The organism is Pseudomonas abietaniphila (assembly GCF_900100795.1).
Classification (GTDB): Bacteria; Pseudomonadota; Gammaproteobacteria; order Pseudomonadales; family Pseudomonadaceae; genus Aquipseudomonas; species Aquipseudomonas abietaniphila.
Genome location: NZ_FNCO01000024.1, coordinates 48,383 through 67,578, shown reverse-complemented (window position 1 = coordinate 67,578; position 19,196 = coordinate 48,383). Strand labels below are relative to the sequence as shown.

The 19,196-nt window shown below is 60.3% G+C and carries 19 protein-coding genes; 1 reads left to right on the top strand and 18 read right to left on the bottom strand.

What is annotated here, in order from left to right; all coding sequences use genetic code 11:
- The first annotated feature begins 909 nt into the window (after positions 1–909).
- Positions 910–2,061, top strand: a complete 1,152-nt coding sequence (locus tag BLS87_RS30715) for an IS4 family transposase (RefSeq protein WP_074758806.1) — start codon at positions 910–912, stop codon at positions 2,059–2,061.
- A gap of 316 nt (positions 2,062–2,377) precedes the next feature.
- On the opposite strand, the gene flhB is transcribed toward BLS87_RS30715, so the two are convergent.
- The 18 genes from flhB to fliE form a co-directional block, all read right to left on the bottom strand.
- Complete coding sequence (gene flhB / locus BLS87_RS30710) at positions 2,378–3,517, bottom strand: flagellar biosynthesis protein FlhB (protein WP_074758804.1); 1,140 nt, start codon at positions 3,515–3,517, stop codon at positions 2,378–2,380.
- Position 3,518: 1 nt separating this feature from the next.
- The gene (fliR, locus tag BLS87_RS30705; protein WP_074758802.1) at positions 3,519–4,304 is read right to left on the bottom strand and encodes a flagellar biosynthetic protein FliR; all 786 of its coding nucleotides are present in this window, start codon (positions 4,302–4,304) and stop codon (positions 3,519–3,521) included.
- 7 nt (positions 4,305–4,311) lie between these two features.
- On the bottom strand, positions 4,312–4,581 hold the full coding sequence (fliQ, locus tag BLS87_RS30700) for a flagellar biosynthesis protein FliQ (protein ID WP_062385992.1): 270 nt from the start codon (positions 4,579–4,581) through the stop codon (positions 4,312–4,314).
- Positions 4,582–4,606: 25 nt separating this feature from the next.
- Complete coding sequence (fliP, locus tag BLS87_RS30695; protein WP_074758800.1) at positions 4,607–5,350, bottom strand: flagellar type III secretion system pore protein FliP; 744 nt, start codon at positions 5,348–5,350, stop codon at positions 4,607–4,609.
- Positions 5,350–5,859 (bottom strand): flagellar biosynthetic protein FliO, encoded by a 510-nt coding sequence (gene fliO / locus BLS87_RS30690; protein WP_083370811.1) that lies wholly within the window; start codon positions 5,857–5,859, stop codon positions 5,350–5,352. Before fliO ends, fliP begins: the two co-directional genes overlap by 1 nt.
- 72 nt (positions 5,860–5,931) lie before the next feature.
- Positions 5,932–6,396, bottom strand: coding sequence for a flagellar motor switch protein FliN (fliN, locus tag BLS87_RS30685; protein ID WP_074758798.1), 465 nt, complete (start codon positions 6,394–6,396; stop codon positions 5,932–5,934).
- 75 nt (positions 6,397–6,471) lie between these two features.
- Positions 6,472–7,440, bottom strand: a complete 969-nt coding sequence (gene fliM / locus BLS87_RS30680; RefSeq protein WP_074758796.1) for a flagellar motor switch protein FliM — start codon at positions 7,438–7,440, stop codon at positions 6,472–6,474.
- 9 nt (positions 7,441–7,449) lie between these two features.
- Complete coding sequence (gene fliL / locus BLS87_RS30675; RefSeq protein WP_074758794.1) at positions 7,450–7,953, bottom strand: flagellar basal body-associated protein FliL; 504 nt, start codon at positions 7,951–7,953, stop codon at positions 7,450–7,452.
- A gap of 256 nt (positions 7,954–8,209) precedes the next feature.
- A complete protein-coding gene (locus BLS87_RS30670; protein ID WP_074758792.1) occupies positions 8,210–9,649 on the bottom strand; it encodes a flagellar hook-length control protein FliK in 1,440 nt (479 codons plus the stop codon).
- An 81-nt stretch (positions 9,650–9,730) separates the two neighbouring features.
- A complete protein-coding gene (locus BLS87_RS30665; protein WP_074758813.1) occupies positions 9,731–10,099 on the bottom strand; it encodes an Hpt domain-containing protein in 369 nt (122 codons plus the stop codon).
- Between the two features lie 51 nt (positions 10,100–10,150).
- Positions 10,151–11,863 carry an ATP-binding SpoIIE family protein phosphatase gene (locus BLS87_RS30660; RefSeq protein ID WP_074758790.1) on the bottom strand — a complete coding sequence of 571 codons (1,713 nt, stop codon included), beginning with the start codon at positions 11,861–11,863 and terminating at the stop codon, positions 10,151–10,153.
- Positions 11,860–12,165 carry an STAS domain-containing protein gene (locus BLS87_RS30655; RefSeq protein WP_074758788.1) on the bottom strand — a complete coding sequence of 102 codons (306 nt, stop codon included), beginning with the start codon at positions 12,163–12,165 and terminating at the stop codon, positions 11,860–11,862. Before BLS87_RS30655 ends, BLS87_RS30660 begins: the two co-directional genes overlap by 4 nt.
- Positions 12,166–13,405: 1,240 nt before the next feature.
- Positions 13,406–13,855 (bottom strand): flagellar export protein FliJ, encoded by a 450-nt coding sequence (fliJ, locus tag BLS87_RS30650; protein WP_074758786.1) that lies wholly within the window; start codon positions 13,853–13,855, stop codon positions 13,406–13,408.
- Between the two features lie 6 nt (positions 13,856–13,861).
- Positions 13,862–15,220 (bottom strand): flagellar protein export ATPase FliI, encoded by a 1,359-nt coding sequence (gene fliI, locus BLS87_RS30645; RefSeq protein ID WP_074758784.1) that lies wholly within the window; start codon positions 15,218–15,220, stop codon positions 13,862–13,864.
- Entirely contained in the window at positions 15,210–16,028 is an 819-nt protein-coding gene (gene fliH, locus BLS87_RS30640; RefSeq protein WP_074758782.1) for a flagellar assembly protein FliH, read from the bottom strand. The genes fliI and fliH overlap by 11 nt, the downstream gene beginning before the upstream one ends.
- Positions 16,029–16,043: 15 nt before the next feature.
- Positions 16,044–17,063 (bottom strand): flagellar motor switch protein FliG, encoded by a 1,020-nt coding sequence (gene fliG / locus BLS87_RS30635; RefSeq protein WP_074758780.1) that lies wholly within the window; start codon positions 17,061–17,063, stop codon positions 16,044–16,046.
- Positions 17,056–18,834 (bottom strand): flagellar basal-body MS-ring/collar protein FliF, encoded by a 1,779-nt coding sequence (fliF, locus tag BLS87_RS30630; RefSeq protein ID WP_074758778.1) that lies wholly within the window; start codon positions 18,832–18,834, stop codon positions 17,056–17,058. Before fliF ends, fliG begins: the two co-directional genes overlap by 8 nt.
- A 14-nt stretch (positions 18,835–18,848) precedes the next feature.
- Complete coding sequence (gene fliE, locus BLS87_RS30625; RefSeq protein WP_074758776.1) at positions 18,849–19,178, bottom strand: flagellar hook-basal body complex protein FliE; 330 nt, start codon at positions 19,176–19,178, stop codon at positions 18,849–18,851.
- Positions 19,179–19,196 lie beyond the last annotated feature (18 nt).

The window sequence follows — 19,196 nt, the reverse complement described above, 5'->3', positions numbered from 1 at the left end:
ATTGTTTAACCAGCTTGAGTTTGAAGGCTGGATCGTACTTCGTCATGGCTGTCCCCTCGGTTGGACTGGGTGTCCAACTTTCGGGGGTCAGTTCATGTCCTGGCTCCCGGTTTGGCCTCGACTGCGTCGAGGTACCCTCACTCCGGCGACGCTCCGTGGGCCCGCCGCCATCGGCCATCCATGGCCGGGGGCGGCTCTCGCGGCATCCATGCCGCTCGACCCACTCCACGCCGCCTGCGCTCAGCCTGCACCCAAGTCGCGTTTTGCGGCGTTTGAGCCATTGATGTCGAAAAGCAAAATCAACAGCAAAAGCCGAAGCGGAAACATCAGGATTCCGCAGTCCCTGTAGGAGCGTGGCTTGTCCCGCGATCTGCCGGGAACCGGCAGCAAGACCTGTGCGTGCGGGTGTCAGGCCTCATCGAGTCGCCAGATTTTGCTACCGCTGCGCGCTAGATCGCGGGCAAGCGCGCTCCTACAGGGACTGCGTCAACCTGACGTTGCTGTTTCTGGTCTGGAGCCAACGCTCTTCGCTTCTTGATTCGATCATCAAACGTCCGAACGCACCCCAAATTGTAGGAGCGCGCTTGCCCGCGATCTGCCGGGAACCGGCAGCAAGACCTGTGCGTGCGGGGTGTCAGGCCTCATCGAGTCGCCTGATTTTGCTACCGCTGCGCGCTAGATCGCGGGCAAGCGCGCTCCTACAGTTTGGGATGGCGTCAGGATCGTTCCCACGCTCTGCGTGGGAATGCGTGCCAAGACGCTCCGCGTCCACATTGACGCAGGGCGTCGGTCGCTGCGTTACCACGCGGAGCGTCACTAGTGTCCGGGGAAAAACTGAAGGGGCAGCTTGAGCCCCTTCAGCCTTGCGGGATTGCGCCATAATCGTTTTTTTCAGACTCGATTTCAGCGATGTTTTCCAATACCAATCTAGGCCTGTTGCTCGCTGCTTTCCCCAGCAAACTCTTCCAGCAGCAAGTCGAAGCCAGCAAGGCGGATCGATACGCCAAAAACTGCACCTCACGTGATTTGCTGATCACGCTATTGATCGGGCACTTGAAGCAAGCTGGCAGCTTGCGCAGCCTGACATCGATGTCGCAAACCATCGATGAGCACCAATATCACCTGAATGCTCGGTCCATCCCTCGTTCGACGCTTTCCGATGCGTTAAAAAAGCGAAGCACCCTGCCGTTCCAGAGAGCCTCGGAGCATCTGTTGAAATGCGTCGGCGGCCAGCAAAGTCGAAGTATCGGGCGGATGATCAGCTTGATCGACTCGACCTCCATCACCTTGCGCGGCCCGGGGTTTGATGAGTGGACCGCTCCCACCAAAACCCGGATAACTCAAGGCCTCAAGGTCCATACCGGCTTCGATCCGGTGCAGCTTGCACCGACTTACATCAACATCACCCCAGCCAACGTTAATGACTCGACCGATGCTCTGGGCATGCCGATTGAGCCGGGCATGACTTATGTGTTCGACAAGGGTTATTGCGACTACGGTTGGTGGCACCAACTCCATGCCGCCGGGGCTTATTTCGTAACGCGGTTAAAGAGCAACGCCAACATCCGAATCTGCCACGAGCACTCCTGCCCAGTGCCTGGAAGCCCGGTTAATACCGACGAAGTGGTGCACTTTGGGCGAAGACAAAATGCCTTCAAGGACACGCCGGTCAGGCGTATTTCGTTGAGGATCGAGGAGTGGAAAAACCCACTCACGCTCATCACCAACGACATGAACAGGCCGGCAGAAGAAATTGCCGAGCTCTATAAACAACGGTGGCAGATCGAGCTGTTTTTCAAATGGATGAAGCAGCATTTGAAGCTCAAACGATTCTACGCCTTCTCGGAAAATGCAGTTTGTTTGCAGATTTACAGCGCGGTTATCACCTATCTGCTGCTGCATTTTTTTCATAAGCGCACGGGTTTGCGTGAGTCTTTGTTTGACCTGACGCGACGTCTGGCCTGCGTCTGGTTTGAGCGGCCACTTACCCGCGAGAGCCGTGCTCGACGAAGGCAGAAAGATCAAGAGCTGAAGGCTGCCCAAGGCAGCCTTCAGCTATGACAAATTTTCCCCGGACACTAGTGACGCGGAGCGTGGGAACGATCACAAAAACGCGACTTGGGTGCAGGCCAAACGCAGACGACGCGCAGTGGGCCGAGCGGCATGGATGCCGCGAGAGCGCCGTCAGGACATGGATGTCCGTTCGGCGCGTGCCCACGGAGCGTCGTCGGAGTGCGGGTACCCGACGCAGTCGGGCCAAGCCAGGAGCCAGGACACTTGGTTACTTGGTGTCTTTTCAAGTAACTCGCCGAAGGCGAAACAGTTCGGCCGTCAGGACGAACCGCCGTTGATCTTGATCTCAAGCCTCAAGCGCCCGTTAAGAATCCCGCCTCAAATCCGGCGGAATCGGCAAATCATCCCGCAAAGGATCAGGCCGCTTGCCACGGCCCTGCCTGAATTGCCGGATCTGATACACATACGCCAACACCTGAGCCACCGCCAGGTACAACCCCGCCGGAATCTCCTGCTCAAGCTCGGTGCTGTAGTAGATCGACCGCGCCAGCGCAGGCGACTCAAGCAACAGGATCTGATGCTGCGCCGCAATCTCACGAATCTTCAGCGCCATGAAATCACTGCCCTTGGCCAGCAACACCGGCGCCCCGCCCTTGTCCTGATCGTACTTGAGCGCCACCGCATAATGGGTCGGGTTGGTGATAACCACATCGGCCTCGGGAATCGCCGACATCATCCGCCGCTGCGACATCTCGCGCTGCAACTGACGAATCCGCTGTTTGACCTCCGGCCGCCCCTCACTGTCCTTATGCTCGTCACGGACTTCCTGCTTGGTCATCAGCAGCTTTTTGTGCGCTTCCCACAACTGCACAGGCACGTCCACGGCGGCGATGATCACCAGCCCGAACGCCATCCACAACGTACTCCAGCCCACCAGCTGCAGGCTGTGCACGATCGCCATTTCCATGGGTTCATGGGCGATGGAGACCAGATCGGACTTGTCCTTGGACAGCACGACGAGGGCCACCACCAGCACGATAAAAAACTTGGCCAACGACTTGAGCAGCTCGATCAATGCCTTGGGCGACACCATGCGCTTGAGGCCCGCCGCCGGGTTCATCCGGCTGAATTTGGGCGCCAGCGAGCCTGCCGCGAAGAGCCAGCCACCAAGGGAGATAGGACCGACCAACGCCGCGATGGTCAACGCCACCAGGATCGGTTGAACCGCCAACAGCGCCGCCTTGCCGGACGTCATCAGCATCAGGCCCATGGTGCGTTCGTCCATCAGCGCTTCGCGGGTGATGGTGAAGTTGTCGCGCATCAACTGCATCATCATCTCGGCCATCGAACCGCCGAACGCCAGCAAACCGGCGGCCCCCACGATCATGATGATGACGGTATTGAGCTCTTTGGAACGGGCGATCTCGCCCTTTTCCCGGGACTCCTTTTTTCGTTTGTCCGTGGGATCTTCTGTTTTGTCCTGACCGCTCTCGCTTTCAGCCATGTCAGCGCGCCCTGATCATTTCCTTGAGCAACTGCAAAGCGTCGACCGCCAGCGGTTGATATTGGTTGAGAATGTCGCCGAGGGTAATCCACAGAATCCCCATGCCCAGCACCAACGTCAGCGGGAAACCGATGGAGAAGATGTTTAATTGCGGGGCGGCGCGGGTCATCACGCCCATGGCGATGTTGACCACCAGCAACGCGGTGATCGCCGGCAAGACCAGAATGAGCCCCGCACCGAGCACCCAGCCCAGACGCAGCACCAGGTCCCAGAAATTGGCGACCACCAGGCCCTCGCCCACAGGCAGTGTGGTGAAGCTTTCAATGAGCACTTCGAAGACCACCAGATGGCCGTTCATCGCCAGGAACAACAGCGTCACCAGCATGGTGAAGAACTGGCCGATCACCGCCACCGAGACGCCGTTGACCGGGTCGACCATGGACGCGAAGCCCATGCCCATCTGCACGGCGATAATCTGCCCGGCGATGACAAAAGCCTGAAAGAACATTTGCAGCGACAACCCCAGCGCAGCGCCAATGAGGATCTGCTCGGCGATCAACAGCAGCGCGCTGAGGTCCAGCGCATGCACGGCTGGCATCGGCGGCAGGCTGGGCGCGACCACCACCGTGATCGCAAGGGAAAGATAAAGACGCACCCGATTGGGCACCAGCGTCGTACCAAAGATCGGCATGGTCATCAGCACCGCCGCGATGCGAAACAGCGGCAACATGAAGGCTGCGACCCACGTGCTGATCTGCGTGTCGGTCAGCGCCAGCACAGGTTCCATTCGAAAATCAGCCGATGACTTGAGGAATGCTGGTGTACAGCGAAATGATGTATTCCATGAAGGTCCGCACCAGCCATGGACCCACGACGATCAGGGTCACGAGCATGACCAGCAGACGCGGCAGGAAGCTCAATGTCTGTTCGTTGATCTGGGTGGCCGCCTGAAACATCGACACGATCAGGCCGACGATCAGGCTCGGCACCACAAGGATCGCCACCATCGTGGTGGTCAACCACAACGCTTCGCGAAACAGGTCAACGGCAACTTCTGGGGTCATGCTGCGCACTCCTCGTCAAACAGGCTCATACACCACCAAAACTGCCGGCCAGCGTACCGATGATCAGCGCCCAACCATCCACCAGCACGAACAGCATGATCTTGAACGGCAGCGAAATGATCAGCGGCGACAGCATCATCATACCCATGGCCATCAGCACGCTGGCGACCACCAGGTCGATGATCAGAAACGGGATGAAAATCATGAAGCCGATCTGAAACGCGGTCTTCAACTCCGAGGTCACGAAGGCCGGAACGATGATCGTCAGCGGCGCGGCATCAGGCGTCGGGATGTCAGTGCGTTTTGACAGGCGCATGAACAGGTCCAGGTCGCTGGAGCGAGTCTGCGCCAGCATGAAGTCCTTGATCGGCACTTCGGCCTTGGCCACCGCATCCTGCGCGCTGAGTTTTTCCGCCAGGTAGGGCTGCAAGGCGTCGTTATTCACCCGGTCAAACACTGGCGCCATGATGAACATCGTCAGAAACAGCGCCATGCCGGTGAGAATCTGGTTCGACGGCGTCTGCTGCAAGCCCAGGGCCTGACGCAGAATCGAGAACACGATGATGATCCGCGTGAAGCTGGTCATCAGCATCACGAACGCCGGAATGAAACTCAGCGCGGTCATGATCAGCAGGATTTGCAGGCTGACCGAATACTCCTGCTGACCATTGGCACCCGTACCCAGCGTGATCGCCGGGATCGACAACGGGTCGGCGGCGAACGCCAGCGGCGCTGCCAGCAGCAACAGCAGCGTCAAAACAATACGCATCAGTTCTTATCCTTCTGACCCGGGTTGCCGGAACCGTCTGCGCCCTGACGCGTTTTGTCGGCGCGCGGCGCTGCGATGCCTTTGTTGCCCAATGCTTCCATCAGGCGACGGGCGAACTCTGGCGTGGCGTTCTGCGTTTCGGGTACTGCGACCGGCTCGTTCATCACATGCAGCGCCGTGATGCTCCCCGGCGAAACACCCAGCAACACCTGCTCGTTGCCGACCTGAACCAGCACCAGTCGATCACGCGGACCGAGTGCTCGCGATCCCACCAGTTCAATCACCTGATTGCCTGCAGGGCCGGCGCGCTGCACCCGACGCATCAGCCAGGCCAGGACGAAAATCAGACCGACCACCAAGAGCAGGCCAAGCACCAGTTGCAGCAACTGGCTGCCCACCCCGCTGCTCAACGCGCTCGACACAGGCGGCACGGTCACCGGGGCTGCTGCCGCGACCGCAGCCGGTGCAGCAGGCGCACTCGCCGCGGGGGCTGCGGGATCAGCGGCCATGACCGCCCATGACAGCGCCAGCAACGACAGGCCTGAGAGCGCCCTGAGCCCCTTCACAAGAAACACGCCCACTTAACGCAGCTTCTTGATGCGTTCGCTCGGGCTGATCACGTCGGTCAGGCGAATGCCGAACTTCTCGTTCACCACCACTACTTCACCGTGGGCGATCAACGTGCCGTTGACCAATACATCCAGCGGCTCACCCGCCAAACGATCCAGCTCGATCACCGAGCCCTGGTTGAGTTGCAGCAGGTTGCGGATGTTGATGTCGGTGCTGCCCACTTCCATGGAAATCGACACCGGAATGTCGAGGATCACATCCAGGTTCGGACCGTCTAGCGTCACCGGGGCATTGTTCTTCGGCATGCTGCCGAATTCTTCCATCGCCAGACGGTTGGTGGAGGCGTTCCCGGCGTCGGCGGCCAGCAGCGCGTCGATATCAGCCTGACCACCCTCTCCCGCTTCACCCAGGGCAGCAGCCCACTCGTCGGCCAGTGCCTGGTCGTCTGTGGAATTCATTTCGTTTTCATCAGCCATGGTTTCCTCGGCGAGCAATATTCGTTGACACAGCAAATCGTTTTAAGACTACGTTCTGACACTGACGGCACTTCGTCAGCGGCGTTCTACCGGTTCGACCACTTGCAGGGCCAGATTGCCCTTGTGCGAACCCAGCTTGACCTTGAACGTCGGCACCCCGTTGGCGCGCATGATCAGATGTTCCGGCAGTTCCACCGGAATCACATCGCCGGGCTGCATGTGCAGCACGTCGCGCAATTTCAGCTGACGACGGGCGACGGTAGCGCTCATCGGCACCGCCACGTCGAGCACGTCCTGTTTCAACGCGTTGACCCAGCGCTCGTCCTGATCGTCCAGATCCGACTGGAAACCGGCGTCGAGCATCTCGCGTACCGGCTCAATCATCGAATACGGCATGGTCACGTGCAGATCGCCGCCACCGCCATCGAGCTCGATGTGGAAGGTCGATACCACGATCGCTTCGCTCGGGCCGACGATGTTGGCCATGGCCGGGTTCACTTCCGAGTTGATGTACTCGAAGTTGACTTCCATGATCGCCTGCCAGGCTTCTTTCAGGTCGATGAACGCCTGATCGAGGACGATGCGTACCACCCGAAGCTCGGTCGGCGTGAATTCACGGCCTTCGATCTTGGCGTGGCGGCCGTCGCCACCGAAGAAGTTGTCCACCAGCTTGAACACCAGCTTGGCGTCCAGGATGAACAGCGCGGTACCGCGCAACGGTTTGATCTTCACCAGGTTCAGACTGGTCGGCACGTACAGCGAGTGCACGTATTCGCCGAACTTCATCACCTGCACACCGCCCACCGCCACGTCGGCAGAGCGACGCAGCAGGTTGAACATGCTGATGCGGGTGTAGCGGGCGAAACGCTCGTTGATCATTTCCAGGGTCGGCATGCGTCCACGGACGATGCGGTCCTGACTGGTCAGGTCGTAACTCTTGACGCTGCCGGGTTCGATAACGCTTTCGGTCTGCACCAGACCATCGTCCACGCCATGCAGCAGCGCGTCGATTTCATCCTGGGACAGCAGGTCTTGCACGGCCATGTCGTGGTCCTACTGCAGTACGTAGTTAGTGAAAAGAACCTGTTCGATGACGCTTTTGTTCAGCTCCTTCTGGCCGACTTCCTGCACGACGGCAGCGGCTTTCTGGCGCAGCATCTCCATACCGACCGGGGTCGCGATGGTGTCGAACGGCTGACCGGAGAACATCATGACCAGGTTATTGCGAATGACCGGCATGTGAACCTTCAACGCTTCCAGATCCGCGTGATCACGAGCCAACAGAGTAATGCTGACCTGCATGTAACGTTGACGGCCATTGACGTTGTAGTTAACGACAAAGGGCGGCGTCAGCGGCTCGAAGATCGCTTCCTTCTTGACGTTGGCAGCCTCGGCGGCAACCGCAGGGTCCGGTTTGCTTTGCGCCTTGTGCATGATGAACCACGTGGCGCCGACCGACAGACCGATCGCCAGCAACAAGCCCACCACCACCAGAATGATGACTTTCAGCTTGCCTTTTTTCGCGGGGTCTTTAACTGCGTCGTCGCTCTTCGCCATGCCAATAATCCGTCACTATCCAAGGGGTTCAGTGTTGCGTGACAGAGGAAGAGCAAGGGTTGTGCCAGAGTTGGCGCAGGAGGAGTTTGAAGCTTTCAAATCAAAGCCGATGGACCGACAGCGCCGGTTGTCGGCCATGAAACGACCTGTGGGAGCGAGCTCGCTCGCGAAAACGCAGGCCCGGCGGATAATTCTCCAGTGCCGGACCTTAAGCCTTCGCGAGCAAGCTCGCTCCCACAGTTATTCAAACGCAGGATCAGGCGTAATAGTCGACCGCGCTCGACCCCACCACCGTCAACGGCGCATTGGCTGCTGCGGCGGCCGCATCGACCGGTGCGCCGTCAGCGATCAGGTCGCTGCCGCCACTGGATCGACCCGTGCCGTTGCCGCGCTGGGCGTCACCGCCGGACTGTTGCTGCGCCTGCTGTTGCATGTTGCGCGACTGATCCGAAACGTTGACGTCGACCTGCCCCATGCCCTGCTGGGCGAAGGAATCACGCAGACGCGACATCTGGCTTTCCAGTGCGTCACGCACGCCGACGTGGGCGCTCATGAAGGTCACTTGGGTTTGCTGGTCCGCCGCCATATTGACGCGAATGTCGAGGCGTCCCAGCTCGGCCGGTTCCAGTTGAATATCCGCCTGCTTGAGGTTCTGGCTGGACAGGTACATCACGCGGTTGACCACGCCCTCGGTCCAACCGCCCTGATTCATCGCCAAAGGCTGATTCATCAATGGCGCAGGCGCAGGGTTGGCGGCACTGGTTTTGGTCTGAGCAGCCTGGGAGAGTGCCGCCAGACGCTCGGCGAAGTTATCCACGCGGGTATCGCTGGTCGCGCCTTTCACGTCTTTCAAGCCGTCAGCGAGCAAGCCGCTGAACGCCTTGTCGCCGCCGCCCTCGGTGGTGCTCTTGTCAACCGGCTGATCACCTGCCGCTGCCAGATTCCCGGCCAGCAATTGCGCCGGATCGGTGTTCGGGTCCTGCTTGCCTGACGTCTTGCCCGACTCGGCAGTGTGGCCTGTGGCCTGGGCGTTTTGTTGCGCCTTGTTTGCCAGCGCGACTTGCACGGCCGTCAGCCCTTCCAAGGGGTCGGCCGACGGGTCGAATTTGGCGTCGGTGGCGTCAGTCGGCGCCTGCACGACCGGAGGCGGAACAACCGGTGCGCCGCTGTTGGACAGCAACGTTGCGGGATCCACCACGGCTTGCGATGCCACCACTTGCGGGGCAGGATCCTGAACGGGCGGGGTCACGACCAGCGTGGGGTCCAGTGCCGGGTCGGTGACCGGCGCGTCCGCCAGCGTCGCGTCGACGGACGCATCCGCTGCGCTCGTGGTGTCGTCTTCGGTGTCATCGTCGTTATCGTCGCTGCCACTGCTGCCGGCGCCGTTGTCGTCTTTACCGTTGACCGTTTTGGCAGGCAAGCCATTGCCGCTATCGGCAACGGTCTTGTCAGGAGCGGCAGACGAATGACTGACGCTGTCCTTCTTGTCGACTGCCGAACTCTTGGCGCTCGCAGGCTTGGCCGGCGTATCGTCGACACTGGAAGGCTTGGGCGCTGCCTGTTTGGCAAAGACGCTGGAAAAGCTGGAAGTCTTGTCCTTGACGGGGTCGGGCGCCTTTACCGAAGTGCTGGCACTGGCTTTCTGGGCTTTGGCAGCCGTCAGAGCCGCAAGTAAAGGATTGTTGGCAAGGGCCATGTTGATCTCCGCAAGAGCACGATTGCACAGAGATCTAGCAAATGGCGGGCCAGGTCGGCAAAGCGATGATGGACGGGGACATTACCGAAGCGTGCAGGCCTGCAACTCGACGTCGAACAGGTCACGTACCACGCTGAACTCGTCCGTGATCGCCTGCACCAGTTGATTGACCGCCGCGCCATTGGCGGCGGACTGGTTGCGCGCTAGCTCTTCGAGTAAACGGCACAACTCGGTCAGTCGCGTAGCGCCCATGTTGCTGCTGCTGCCTTTAAAGCTATGGGCCATCATGCCCAACGGCTGCAATTGCGCGGCCGACTCGGCCGAGAAACCAGGTGTGCGGATGAGCTGGTTCAACGCCCTGACGCGCTTCTCCGAATCTTTGATGAAAACGTCCAGCAATGACGGGTATTCGCTCTCCATCACTTCACGCAACGTTCCGAGAACGCTCATATCCACATGCTCTTCCGACACTTGCTCGCTCCTTGATCAAGAATCGCGGGATTATGCCAGACCCTCCCACGCAAACTCCACACAGGCCGTACGGCCATCCGGCGACCACTGGCAGCGGTCGCTGAGTTGACGGACCAGGCTCAAGCCACGGCCGGACAACTGGTCAATCGCCGGCGGCAGCGACAAGACCTGCTGAGCGTCGAAGCCACTGCCGCTGTCCTGCACCTCGACGATGAGGCGACCACCCTGCCCGACCGGGATTATCTGAAAATTAAAGCGGATGAACCCTTGCGCCAGCGCGTCCAGTCGCTCGCCACGTTGCTGGTAGTAAAGCGCAAAACCTTCAGCATCGCGTTTGAGCGCGGAATCCAGTCCCAGCACGCCATGTTCAAGCGCATTGCTGTAGAGCTCGGAGAGCACGATGTACAACTCGCTGCTCTGCAGGCGCAACCCGTGAACCTCTTGCAGCAGTTGCAACAGGTACGGCAACGGATTGAAGCGTTTGAGCGTCGAGGCGCGGAATTCGAAACTCGCCGACCAGTCCAGCGGGCTTGAATCGCCGCTGTCGGTGTAAATGACCGACGGCGGCCCCAGCAACTCAGGCTGGGTGAAGCCGACTTCGACCATGCTGACGTCATCACGCACCTGCCCGCGGAACCGCGCCAGCGCCCACTGCACTTCCTCGATCAGCATCGCGGGATTGCGGTTGGACACAAATACGTTCTGCAGGCGCCGGGTGCCAAACATCTCGCCGCTTTCGTCGGTGCTGTCGACCACCCCGTCGGACAACAGAAACACCCGATCCCCCGCGCCAAAGGGATACACTTGGGTGTTGTCGTCAAAGCTGTTGGCGCTCAACACACCCAACGGCAGGTGCGCTGACACCAGCGGCGTATGCGGCCGGCCATCGGCGTGCAGCAGATAACCGTCCGGCAGACCGCCGTTCCAGACCTCCACCAGGTGCTGTTTGAAATTCACGCTGATCAGCGCCGCGCAGCAGAACATGTCCACCGGCAGGATGCGCTTGAGCTTGGCGTTCATCTCGCGGAGGGTCTCCGGCAAGCCGTAGCCCTTGGCAGTCATGCCGTAAAACACTTCCGCCAACGGCATTGCCCCCACCGCCGCAGGCAAGCCGTGGCCGGTAAAGTCGCCGAGCAACACATGCATGTTGCCGGAGGGCGCCCACGCCGCGAGCAGCAGATCGCCGTTGAACAACGCGTAAGGCGATTGCAGGTAGCGAATGTTCGGGGCGCTCAGGCAACCGGAATGGGCGATCTGGTCAAACACGGCCTTCGCCACACGCTGCTCGTTGAGCAGGTATTTGTGATGCCGGGCGATGAGATCACGCTGCTGCAAGACGGTTTCCTGAAGCAGTCGCAGGCGGTTCATCGCATTGATCTTGGCGGCCAGTACGCCTTGGTTGTAAGGCTTGGCGACGAAATCGTCACCGCCGGCATCCAGGCAACGGGCCAGCCCTTCACCTTCGGTCAGGGAGGTCAGGAAGATGATCGGCACCAGCGCTTCGCCTGCCAGCGCCTTGATTTGCCGGGCCGCCTCGAAACCGTCCATGACGGGCATCAAGGCGTCCATCAGCACCAATTGCGGACGGTTGCGCTCGAACAGCGCCACCGCTTCGGCACCATCACTCGCGCTCAGTACCTCATGCCCCTGGCGACTGATAATCGCCGAGAGCAGCATGCGGTCAGTGGCGTTGTCGTCGGCGATGAGAATCTTCAGGCGCTCAGGTGGCACAGATCCCGTCATTTGCCGATTGTGAAGAGTTTGGAGAAGTTGGAGATGGCGAGGATTTTGACGACGTCGGCACTGCAGTTTTCCAACCGCACATCCGCCCGCTCGCCCCCGGCGTGATCGCGCAACAGCAGCAGCATGCCCAACGCCGAGCTGTCGAGGTAATTGGTTTCTTTCAGATCGACCACGTAACGCTTGGCCTTGGTCTCTTTTTCGTAAGCACCGCGAAAGTCCTGATGCGTCGAAAAATCGAAGCGTCCCTTGATCTTGATGGTCAGTTGCTGCTCGTCTGGTGAACGATTGGAAGTTACTGACATGGACAAATCCTTTATATGAAACGACGTCAGACGGTTGAAGTTTTAGCACTGCTTGTGCGGCGCGGCAAATGGAAGATTGCGGGTTGCGCGCTGTTCTGAGTTCTGGCTAACGCCAGACCTGTTTCGCCTTCGGCGGGTTAATTGGAAAAGTCGGGTTGCCGCACCACCCAGGTAGCCCGGGAGCTTGCGGTGATTCTGGCTAACGCCAGACCTGTTCCGCCTTCGGCGAGTGACCTAGAAAAGTCGGGTTGCCGCACCACCCAGGAAGCCCGGGAGCTTGCGGTGATTCTGGCTAACGCCAGACCTGTTCCGCCTTCGGCGGGTTACTTGAAAACCCCAAGTAACCAAGGGTTGGCTCCCGGTTTGGCGACTCCTTCGTCGTCGTTCCTTCACTCCGGCGACGCTCCGTGGGCCCGCCGCCATCCGCCATCCATGGCGGGGGGCGGCTCTCGCGGCATCCATGCCGCTCGGCCCACTCCACGCCACCTGCGTTCAGCCTGCACCCAGGTCGCGCGTTGTGGTGTCTGGACTGACGAGGCAGGAAAATCAAAAGCAGGAGCAGGAGCAGGAGCGAAAATATCAGGCTGATGCAGTCACTGTAGGAGCGTGGCTTGTCCCGCGATCTGCCGGGAACCGGCAGCTAATCCTGTGGATGCGGTTTACCTGATACTGCCAAGGTGTCCGGTTTTACTGCTGCTTCGCAGCAGATCGCGGGACAAGCCACGCTCCTACAGTGACTGCATTAGCCTGATATTTCGAACCGGCAGCAAGACCGGTGCATGTGGTGTGTCAGGCATGATCGAGTCGCATGGTTTTGCTACCGCTGCGCGGCAGATCGCGGGCAAGCGCGCTCCTACAGGTATCGCGTCATCCGATGCTTTTGATTTTGCTCTTCGACATCAATGGCCCAAACACCACAAAACGCGACTTGGGTGCAGGCTGAACGCAGGCGGCGCGGAGTGGGCCGAGCGGCATGGATGCCGCGAGAGCGCCGCAAGGACATGGATGTCCGTTCGGCGCGGGCCCACGGAGCGTCGCTGGAGTGAAGGAACGACGACGAAGGAGTCGCCAAACCAGGAGCCAGGGACCCTTGGTTACTTGGGGATGGTCCGGCATTCCGGTTTTCAAGTAACTCGCCGAAGGCGAAACAGATCTGGCGTTAGCCAGAACCCAATCGCCCCAACCGAAAAAAAGGATCCACACGCAATCCAAAAGCCAGATAGCCCAAAAACTCAAAACCTCAAAACGCCTCATGCCGAGGCAACCGCTGCGACAACTCATCCAGCAGCTTCTGCTCGCGCCTGTCCTCCAGCGCACGCGCCTCATCGATATACCGCTGCACCAGCTTGCGCAAACCCTCGACCCGCGCATAAGCCTTCTGCCACTCACCGCGCGCCTTGTTCACATTGTTCTGATGCCAGGCCAGGCTCTGACGCTGCTGACTGACCGCCGTTTCCAGTTGATTGAGAAAGCGCTGATAGTTCATCAGCCACTGACCCGACACACCATGCGCGCCCTTGTCGATCCACTGCTGCTGGTAATCGGAACGAAACTTCTCCAGATCGCCCAATTTCGTCTCGGCAAGCCGGACCTGCCCCTGAAAATGCCCCAGACGCTGGACCGCGGTTTTTTCGGCTTTTTCAGCCATGTCCACCACCGGAGCCAGGCGGGCCGCGCGACTCTGCGTCATGACCTATCAGCTCCCACCCTGGGGATTGAAGATCTTCGCCAACTGAGCTTCGCTGCTCTGCATGCTTTCGTTATCGTGCAGGCCCTGACGCAAGTACTGCACCAGTTGCGGCTGCAGGTTGATGGCGAGGTCGGTTTCGCGATCACCGCCGGCCACATACGCACCGACACTGATCAAGTCGCGGCTCTGCTGATAACGCGACCACAACTGCTTAAAGTATTGCGCCTGCACCATGTGCTGCGGATCGACCACCGACGGCATGACCCGGCTGATTGACGCTTCGATGTCGATGGCCGGGTAATGCCCCTCCTCGGCCAGGCGCCGGGACAGCACGATGTGCCCGTCCAGCACGCCCCGCGCCGAGTCGGCGATCGGGTCCTGCTGGTCGTCGCCTTCGGACAGTACGGTGTAGAACGCCGTGATCGAACCACCGCCCTTCTCGGCATTACCCGCACGCTCCACCAGTTTTGGCAGCTTGGCGAACACTGAAGGCGGATAACCCTTGGTCGCCGGGGGTTCGCCGATGGCCAGCGCGATTTCCCGCTGGGCCTGGGCGAAACGGGTCAGGGAGTCCATCAGCAACAGGACGTTCTTGCCCTTGTCGCGAAAATATTCGGCAATGCGCGTGCAATACATGGCCGCGCGCAGACGCATCAGTGGCGCGTCGTCCGCAGGTGATGCCACGACCACAGAACGCTTGAGGCCTTCTTCGCCCAGGATGTGCTCGATGAATTCCTTCACCTCCCGGCCCCGTTCGCCGATCAGCCCGACGACGATGATGTCAGCCTCGGTGAAGCGGGTCATCATGCCCAGCAGCACACTCTTACCCACGCCGGTACCGGCGAAGAGGCCAAGACGCTGACCGCGACCGACCGTCAACAAACCGTTGATGCAACGAATGCCCACGTCCAGCGGCACGCTGATCGGGTCACGCTTGAGGGGGTTGATGGTCGGGCCGTCCAGCGGCACCCAGTCCTCGGCCTTCATGCCGCCTTTGCCGTCCAGCGGACGACCCGCGCCATCGAGCACGCGGCCGAGCATGGTCATGCCCATCGGCAGACGCCCGGTGTCCGGCAACGGCACCACGCGCGCGCCCGGCGCGATCCCGGCGACGCTGCCCACCGGCATCAGAAACACCTTGCCGCCGGCAAACCCCATGACTTCGGCTTCGACTTCCACCGGGTGATGGCTGTCGTCGTTGATCACCACACAGCGGCTGCCCATGGCGGCGCGCAGACCTTCAGCCTCGAGGGTCAGGCCGACCATGCGCAGCAGGCGCCCTTCGACCACCGGCTGTACCGGCAGTGTAATCGCGTCGGCGTAGGTGCTCAGGCGCTTGCCGAAGCTGGTGCGATCAAGACGCATCGGAAGCGTCCGCGTGCTTGTGCATCACTTCTTCGGCGCTTTTGATCGCCGCTTCCAGGTCGACACTGACGTCCGGCGCAGCCGGGTGCAGGGCCTGTTCATGCAACTGATCGAACATCTTGGCGATCGCCACGCTCAGCCGGGTCTCGACGGTGGCGTCGATGCGGCTGTGTTCGGTTTCGACCCGGCAACCGCCTGGCTGCAAGGTGTCGTCTTCAAGAATGCGCCAGCTTTCCTCGTGACGCTCACGCAGGGCTTTGACCTGGGCGAAGTCTTGTGAATTGACCAGAATGCGAACGTTGTTGGCGCCCATCGGCAGCAGGCGCAATGCGTCCTGCAACACTTTGCCGATCTGGCTGGAGTCGGTTTTCAATTCGCGCTGGATCACTTCGCGAGCCAGATGCTCAACCAGTTGAATCATGGATTTTTCGATCTGCGCGTCCTGATCGGCGATGGGCTCGAACAGGTGCGTCATCAAGGTCTCCAGGCCCTCCAGCTTGGCGGTCAGGGCGATTTCCGCCTCCTGACGCACCTTGAGCTGCGCGCTATGGAAACCTTCTTTCTCACCGATGGCGAAACCTTCGTTGTAGGCGTCCTGGCGGATGCTTTCCAACTCTTCCAGGGTCAGTGGCTGGACTTCTTCCAGCGGCACTTCTTCGCTTTCGGCAGGCTCCGGCTCTTCAGCCACCGGTTCAGGCTCTGGCTCCGCCACCTGAGGATCGAAGCTGGGCAAGGCCCAGACATCCAATCCGCGCAGGTCCTTGGCGCGGATGAGCTCGCTGGGTGCTTCTTTATCGGAGCTGAACATCGACTGCACCTACTGTTAAATCATTTCCTCGCCACCTTTGCCGCCGAGAACGATTTCCCCGGCCTCCGCCATACGACGGGCAATGGTGAGGATCTCTTTCTGAGCTGCTTCCACGTCGCTGACGCGAACCGGGCCTTTGGCTTCCAGATCGTCGCGCAGCAGCTCGGCGGCACGCTTGGACATGTTCTTGAAAATCTTTTCCTTGATGGCGTCGTCCGACCCCTTCAATGCCAGAACCAGCACATCGGAGGACACTTCGCGCAGCAAGGCCTGAATGCCACGGTCGTCGACGTCGGACAGGTTGTTGAAGACGAACATCAGGTCTTCGATCTGCGTCGACAGGTCTTCGTCCACTTCGCGGATGGAATCCATGAGCTGGCCTTCGATCGAGCTGTCGAGGAAGTTCATGATGTCCGCTGCACGCTTGATACCACCCAGGGTTGTACGCGACGTGTTGGCGTTGCCCGAGAACTGCTTCTCGAGGATCTGGTTCAATTCCTTCAGTGCCGCTGGCTGCACGGTGTTCAACGACGAGACACGCAGGATGATGTCCAGGCGCACCTTGTGGTCGAAATGGCTCAGCACTTCGCCGGCCTGGTCGGCGTCCAGATACGCAACGACGATGGCCTGGATCTGCGGGTGCTCGTAGCGAATGACGTCCGCCACCGCGCGCGGCTCCATCCACTTCAGGCTGTCCAGACCGCTGGTGTTGCCGCCCAGCAGGATCCGGTCGATAAGGCCGTTGGCCTTGTCTTCGCCCAAGGCCTGGGTGAGCATTTTGCGAATGTAGCCGTCCGAGCCGATGCCGACGCCGGTCTGGTCACCGATGACGTCGACGAACTCGCTCATCACCTGCTCGACCTGCTCGCGGTGCACATTGCGCATTTGCGCCATGGCCACACCGACACGCTGAACCTCTTTAGGGCCCATGTGACGCAGCACCTGCGCAGCATCTGTCTCACCCAGGGTGAGCAGCAGGATGGCGGCCTTATCAACTCGGGTCATTTTGACCGCTGCAGCGCGACTATCACTCATCTGTGTTGATCCACTCTTTTACGACCTGAGCCACACGAGCCGGGTCTTCAGCCACCAGGCTCTTGATTGCGTTGAGCTGCGCGTCATAACCCTCGCTCGGGCTAGGCAGCAGAATGCTTTGCGGACCGCCCAGACTTACGCGGTCGTTTGCCAGCTCACCGTCCAGGCCGACCATGCCGCCCAGTTCGACGTCACCGTCACCGTGCTTGCTCTTCGGATTGGTGATGTTGTTCAGCACCGGACGCAGCACACCGAACACCAGCACCAGGATGAACAGCACGCCCATGGCCTGTTTGACGATGTCCCAGAACCACGGTTGCGAGTAGAACGGAATGTCCGGAATCACTTCGCCGCGATCGGCCGAGAACGGCACGTTGATCACGCTGACGCTGTCGCCACGGCTGGCGTCGAAGCCCACGGCGTCCTGCACCAGACGGGTAAAGCGTGCCAGCTGGTCGGCGGTCCACGGCACCATGGTGGTTTCACCATTGGCCGCGTTCACTTTCACCTGATCGTCCACGACCACCGCAACCGACAGGCGATTGATCTTGCCCTGCTGTTGTTTGGTGTGGCTGATCGAACGGTCCAGCTCGAAGTTCTTGGTCGACTGGTTACGCTTGTCCGACGGGTATGGCGCCAGCATTGGCTGACCGGTGGCCGGGTCCATGATCTGTTGACCGTTGGCGTCCAGCAGCGGCTGACCGGGAGCGATCGGGCCTGTGGCACCACCCGCACCAGCGGTCGCGTTCTGCGGAGCAGTCGCCGGGCCAGGTGGCTGGTTGCTCAGCGCACCCGGAACGCCTTGCGGACCGCTGCTGCTGGAGCGCTGTTCATTGGTGGTCTGCTCACTGCGCAATGCAGGTTGGTCAGGGTTGAAGCTCTCAGCGGTGGATTCGACTGCACTGAAGTCAACGTCTGCCGAGACCTCAGCCTTGTAACGGTCATTGCCCAGCACCGGCTGCAGGATGTTCTGCACGCGTTGAGTCAGCATGCTCTCCATGCGACGGGTGTAGTCGAACTGCTTGCCGGCCATGGTCAGCTCGGAGTTCTCCGCCTGATCGGACAGCAGGTTGCCTTTCTGGTCGACCACGGTGACCTGGGACTTGGTCAGCTCCGGAACACTGGTTGCCACCAGGTTGACGATGGCCATGACCTGACCCGGCTCAAGGCTGCGACCGGCGTACATCTCCACCAGCACCGAAGCGGTGGGTTTACGATCGTCGCGAACGAACACTGAGCTTTTCGGAATCGCCAGGTGCACACGAGCGGCCTTGATGTTGTTCAGGCTGGAGATGGTACGCGCCAGCTCGCCTTCCAGACCACGGCGATAACGCGTGGCTTCCATGAACTGGCTTGTGCCCAGCCCCTGGTCCTTGTCGAGGATCTCAAAACCGACGTTGCCATCGGTCTGCGCGATGCCGGCACCGGCGAGCTTGATGCGTGCGCGGGCCAGGTCATCGGACTTGACCAGCAGCGCACCGGAGTTCGGTTCGACGGTGTACGGAATGTCGGCCTGCGCCAACGTGTCCATGACCTGCTTGGTGTCCATCCCGGACAGACTGCCGTAAAGCGGCTTGTAGTCCGGCTGTTGCGACCAAAGCACGACGGCAAAACCAATCGCCACGCTCGCAGCCAGACCGACCATGAGGCCGACCTGCCGCAGCATGGTCATCTCGGACAGATTTTGCAGGAACGCCAAACCGAACATCGGCGGTTTGCTTCCTGTCGCACCCGTTTTGGCGGGTACGTTATCGGCGACGGCTTCAGCCATGACTTAGATCGTCCTCAAACCGGCATTTGCATAATGTCTTGGTACGCCTGAACCAGCTTGTTGCGTACCTGGGTCAGCGCCTGAAACGACACGCTGGCTTTCTGCGAGGAAATCATCACGTCGGTGAGATCCACGCCGCTCTTGCCCATCTCAAAGGCCGTCGCCAATTGGCCTGACGCTTGCTGGGTATCGTTGACCTTGTTCACCGCCATGCCGAGCATGTCGGAAAAGCTGGTCGCGCCCGTCTGCTCCGGCGCCTCGATAGCCTTGGGCTTGGCCATGGCGTCCATTTGCATGGAGCGCATGTCCAACATCAAGCGATTAAATTCAACACCTTGGCTCATGGACTTCTCTCTCAAAGG

Bases quoted from the DNA above. Each gene is read 5' to 3' on its own strand.
- BLS87_RS30715 (WP_074758806.1), top strand. From the start codon at position 910: ATGTTTTCCAATACCAATCTAGGCCTGTTGCTCGCTGCTTTCCCCAGC.
- flhB (WP_074758804.1), bottom strand. From the start codon at position 3,517: ATGGCTGAAAGCGAGAGCGGTCAGGACAAAACAGAAGATCCCACGGAC.
- fliR (WP_074758802.1), bottom strand. From the start codon at position 4,304: ATGGAACCTGTGCTGGCGCTGACCGACACGCAGATCAGCACGTGGGTC.
- fliQ (WP_062385992.1), bottom strand. From the start codon at position 4,581: ATGACCCCAGAAGTTGCCGTTGACCTGTTTCGCGAAGCGTTGTGGTTG.
- fliP (WP_074758800.1), bottom strand. From the start codon at position 5,350: ATGCGTATTGTTTTGACGCTGCTGTTGCTGCTGGCAGCGCCGCTGGCG.
- fliO (WP_083370811.1), bottom strand. From the start codon at position 5,859: ATGGCCGCTGATCCCGCAGCCCCCGCGGCGAGTGCGCCTGCTGCACCG.
- fliN (WP_074758798.1), bottom strand. From the start codon at position 6,396: ATGGCTGATGAAAACGAAATGAATTCCACAGACGACCAGGCACTGGCC.
- fliM (WP_074758796.1), bottom strand. From the start codon at position 7,440: ATGGCCGTGCAAGACCTGCTGTCCCAGGATGAAATCGACGCGCTGCTG.
- fliL (WP_074758794.1), bottom strand. From the start codon at position 7,953: ATGGCGAAGAGCGACGACGCAGTTAAAGACCCCGCGAAAAAAGGCAAG.
- BLS87_RS30670 (WP_074758792.1), bottom strand. From the start codon at position 9,649: ATGGCCCTTGCCAACAATCCTTTACTTGCGGCTCTGACGGCTGCCAAA.
- BLS87_RS30665 (WP_074758813.1), bottom strand. From the start codon at position 10,099: ATGAGCGTTCTCGGAACGTTGCGTGAAGTGATGGAGAGCGAATACCCG.
- BLS87_RS30660 (WP_074758790.1), bottom strand. From the start codon at position 11,863: ATGACGGGATCTGTGCCACCTGAGCGCCTGAAGATTCTCATCGCCGAC.
- BLS87_RS30655 (WP_074758788.1), bottom strand. From the start codon at position 12,165: ATGTCAGTAACTTCCAATCGTTCACCAGACGAGCAGCAACTGACCATC.
- fliJ (WP_074758786.1), bottom strand. From the start codon at position 13,855: ATGACGCAGAGTCGCGCGGCCCGCCTGGCTCCGGTGGTGGACATGGCT.
- fliI (WP_074758784.1), bottom strand. From the start codon at position 15,220: ATGCGTCTTGATCGCACCAGCTTCGGCAAGCGCCTGAGCACCTACGCC.
- fliH (WP_074758782.1), bottom strand. From the start codon at position 16,028: ATGTTCAGCTCCGATAAAGAAGCACCCAGCGAGCTCATCCGCGCCAAG.
- fliG (WP_074758780.1), bottom strand. From the start codon at position 17,063: ATGAGTGATAGTCGCGCTGCAGCGGTCAAAATGACCCGAGTTGATAAG.
- fliF (WP_074758778.1), bottom strand. From the start codon at position 18,834: ATGGCTGAAGCCGTCGCCGATAACGTACCCGCCAAAACGGGTGCGACA.
- fliE (WP_074758776.1), bottom strand. From the start codon at position 19,178: ATGAGCCAAGGTGTTGAATTTAATCGCTTGATGTTGGACATGCGCTCC.